This is a genomic window from Stenotrophomonas sp. MYb238, from assembly GCF_009496535.1.
GTDB lineage: Bacteria > Pseudomonadota > Gammaproteobacteria > Xanthomonadales > Xanthomonadaceae > Stenotrophomonas.
Genome location: NZ_WIDL01000049.1, coordinates 1 through 4,172, shown reverse-complemented (window position 1 = coordinate 4,172; position 4,172 = coordinate 1). Strand labels below are relative to the sequence as shown.

The window sequence follows — 4,172 nt, the reverse complement described above, 5'->3', positions numbered from 1 at the left end:
CGCCACGCCTCGGAGAAGTGGTGGCCGTACGCGGACATCAGCAAGTACAACCCAGCCGGCGCCGAGTATTTCGTCACGGTCGAATACCGGCTCTGAGCAACGCCTTGGAACATCTCCCGGTACGACAGCCACCGTGACAAGGTCACGGTGGCTGTTTTCTTTTCAGCGGGATCGCACGGCAGAGGCCGGGATCGAAATCGTGCTCTCCCTGCGGCACCCGCCAGCAGGCGCGTGAGGCGGTAACGCAGCTCCCGCTCCGTTCCCACTTGCGGCATGCCTGCAGGCAGCCGCGCCGGACATAGCCGGCGCGGCCGTCCACCTCAGGGCTGCGTGCCGCCCACCGCCGTGCCCGGCGCCGCGCAGCGCGGTGCCGGTCCGCGGCAGCGGCGGCGCGTGTCGCCGGTCATGTCGGCGTTGAACGCATCGCCGTTCTCGCCGTACATCGCGCCGGCGGCCGGCTGCCCATAGCGCACCTGCAGCCCGATGCTGGTGCTGCGCATCGCGTTGCGGCCCTGCTCGCGGCCCAGCAGCAGCGAGAACAGCCAGCCGTTGTCCAGCTGCAGGTCCATGCCCGCGCCCAGCGACAGGGTGTCGTCGTTGTAGCTGCGCATGGCCAGCACGTAGTCGCTGTCGCGCGGGCGCTGCACGTAGTTCACTGCCACGTCGCCGCGGTTCTCCAGCGCGCCGCGGTACTCGATGCGCCAGTGCGGGCGCCAGCTCAGCCGCTCGCGCTGGAAGCTCAGGCTGCCTTCCAGTCCCACCGCCAGCGCGCTGTTGTCCACCCGCTGCCGGCCATAGGCCAGGTCGTAGGCGTCCAGCCCGCGCTCGCGGTAGCCGTCCAGCGTGGCGCGGTGGCCGTCGTAGCGGCCGTAGCCGGTCAAGGTCAGCCCCGACGTGCTGCGGTGCTCGTAGCCGAAGGTCAGCGCCCCGAACCACTGGTCGCCGGCGCGCGAGGCATGGGCGCTGGCATTGGCCAGTTCGCTCCAGCGGGTCAGCTCGAAGTCCAGCCGGCCGCTGGCCAGCAGGCCGTCCACGAACAGGTGCTCGCCCAGCCGCCACAGGCCGTAGAGCGCCAGCGAGCGCTGGTCGGCATCGACCTTGGAGGGGGTGTCGTCGAAGTCGCTGCCTTGTTTGCCCCAGCTGCCGGCCACGCCCAGCAGCACGTGCTCGCCCACCGCGCGGTCCGCACCCAGGGTGAGGCCGCCGGTGTTGAAGTCGAAGCCGCCGCCGGCCAGGCCGTTGCGCCCGGTCTTGCCGAAGGTCGCCGTGCCGGCCAGCCACAGGCCCCAGCCTTCGGGCAGCGACGGCAGCGCCGCCTCGGCCACGCGGCCGACCGGCATGCTCAGTCCCGGTACGCCCTGGCTGCCGGCGTAGGCCAGCGCGAGGTTGACGTTGCTGGCGTTGCGGCCCGAGCGCACCTGCCGCAGGCGGTCGCGGATGTTGTCGCCCTGCACCTGGGCAAAGCGCACGCTGGCATCGACCTGGGCCTGCAGGCTGCCGCTGACCTGCGCGTCCAGCGTCGGGTCCGGACGCGGGCTGACCACCAGCATCAGCGTCACCGTGCCGGTGAGGTAGTTGGGGGTGGCGGCCTGGGTGGCGGTCAGCGTGGTGCTGCCTTCGCCCACCAGGGTGACGGTGCGGCCGTTGACCGTGGCCACGGCCGGATTGCTGCTGGCGAAGGTGAACGCGCCGGGGCTGGTGCTCTGCGGCAGGGGCAGCTCGAAGTCGGCCTGGCCGTACATCTTCTGCAGGTCGCCGATCCAGCTCAGGCTCGGGGCGGCCACCAGCTCGGTGGCGCTGTCCGGCTCGCCTTCGCCGGCCAGGTTGTAGGCGGCCACGGTGAACACGTAGCTCACGCCTTCGGCCAGCCCCTGCACCAGGATCGGCGAGCCGCTGCCGGTGGCGGTGACCACGCCCGGCGTGGCGGCCGCGCGCAGGCCCATCGTGCGGGCAGCCGGCGCCGCGCCCTCGGGCGTGGCGGTGACGCGGTAGCCGTCGATGCGGGCGCCGCCGGTGAACGTTGGCGGGGTGAACGCCACGCTGACCTGCCCGGGGCCCACCGGCGTGAGCGTCTGGATGTCCGGCACGCCCGGCGGCACCGGCTCGATCCGGAAGGTGCGCGTGGCCGAGGCCGGGCGATGGGTGGCATCGCCGGCCTGCGCCACCACCAGGGTGCAGCTGCCGGCCTGCACGAAGCCCAGCTGGCCATCGCTCGTAACCGTGCACACGTCCTGCGTCTGCGAGGCGAAGGTCACCGGCAGGCCGGAGTCGGCGCGCGCGGACAGCACCGGCACCTGGTCGAAGCGCTGGGTGCCGATCTCCTCGAAGATCACCGTCTGCAGCACCTGCGGCACCACCGGGGCCGAGGGCGCCGAGGGCGCGCTGTTGCCGGCCTGCCCGGAGGCGGTAACGGTGAAGGTGTAGCTCACCCCGTCGGTCAGCCCGCGCACCGTGATCGGCGAACTGGTGCCGCTGGCGGTGATGGCGCCCGGCTGCGCGGTGACCGTGTAGGTGATGGTCTCGCCGGTGGCGGGCGACGGGGTGAAGTGCACCTCCACCTCGCCCGAGCCGACCACGGTCACCTCGCCCGGCACCGGCGTGGCCGGCGCCAGCGCGGTCACGCTGAACGAGCGCGTCAGCGACGCCGCCTGGTGGCTGGCATCGCCGTCCTGGTGCACCGTCACCGTGCAGGTGCCGGCGCTGGCAAAGCTGAGCACGCCATCGGCCGTGACCGCGCATACCGCCGGGGTGGAGGCCTCGAAGCGCAGCGGCAGGCCCGAGTCCACCGAGGCGGTCAGCGTCGGCGTGGTGCCGAACGCCTGCGCGCCGGGATTGGCGAAGGTGATCACCTGCGTCACCGCGGTGGTGACCGCGTTGGAGGCCGACGACGACGGGCCGGTGCCGGCGCTGTTGGTCGCGCTCACCGTGAAGGTGTAGCTGGTGCCGGTGTCCAGGCCGCTGACCGTGATCGGCGAGCCGGTGCCGGCGAACGTGCCGCCGGCCACCGCCGGGCTGGGGGTCACCGTGTAGCCGGTGATGGCCGCCCCGCCGGTGTCGGCCGGCGCGGTGAAGGCCACCGAGGCCTGCCCGGCGCCGGTCACCGTGGCGGTGCCGATGGTCGGCGCGCCCGGGACGACCGCGGTGACGGCAAAGGTACGGCTGACCTGGGGTGCCGGCAGGTAGCTGCCGTTGCCGGCCTGGTCGGCATTGATGGTGCAGCTGCCGGCGGTGACGAAGGTCAGCGTGCCGCCGGTGGTGATCGTGCACACCGCGGTGGTGGACGAGCTGAACGTCGGGGTCAGGCCCGAGTCGCTGGTCGCCGTCAGCGTCGGCGTGGTGCCGAAGTTCTGCGTACCGGGGTTGTTGAAGGTGATCGTCTGGGTCGCCGCCGGGGTCACGCTGTTGGACGCCGACGACGCCGGCCCGGTGCCGGCGCTGTTGTCGGCGGTGACGGTGAACGTATAGGCCTGGCCATTGGTCAGGCCGGTGACCACGATCGGCGAGCCGGCACCGTTGACCGGCGCCACGTCCGCCGGGCTCACGGTCACCGTGTAGCCGGTGAGGGTGTTGCCGCCGGTGCTGGCCGGCGCGGCGAAGGCCACGCTGGCCTGGGTGTCGCCGGGGGTGGCCACCACCGAGGTCGGCGCGCCCGGCACGACCGTATTGACCGTGAACGTCTGGCTGACCTGGGTTGCCGCCAGGTAGCTGGAATCGCCGGCCTGGTCGGCGTTGATGGTGCAGCTGCCGGCGGTGAGGAAGGTCAGCGCGCCGCCGGTGGTGATCGTGCACACCGCGGTGGTGGACGAGGTGAACGTCGGGGTCAGGCCCGAGCTGCTGGTCGCCATCAGCGTCGGGGTAGTACCGAAGTTCTGTGCGCCCGGATTGATGAAGGTGATGGTCTGCGGCGCGGCCGGAACGACCGAATTGGAACTGCCCGACGCCACGCCCGTGCCGGCACTGTTGGTCGCCGTCACGGTGAAGGTGTAGCTCACCCCGTTGGTCAGGCCGGTGACGATGATCGGCGAGCCCGAACCGGTGCCGGTGAAGTTGCCAGGGTTGGCGGTCACCGTATAGCTGGTGATGGTCGCGCCGCCGGTCGACGACGGTGCGCTGAAGGTCACCGTGGCCTGCTGGTTGCCGGCCGTGGCCGTGCCGATGACCGGCGCGTCGGG

At 72.2% G+C, this 4,172-nt stretch carries 1 protein-coding gene; it reads right to left on the bottom strand.

The annotated features are described in order from the left end of the window. Positions 1 to 320: 320 nt before the first annotated feature. Positions 321 to 4,172, bottom strand: a 3,852-nt coding sequence (locus CQ393_RS17905) for a fibronectin type III domain-containing protein (protein ID WP_153193667.1), incomplete at its 5' end; no start/stop codon positions are given.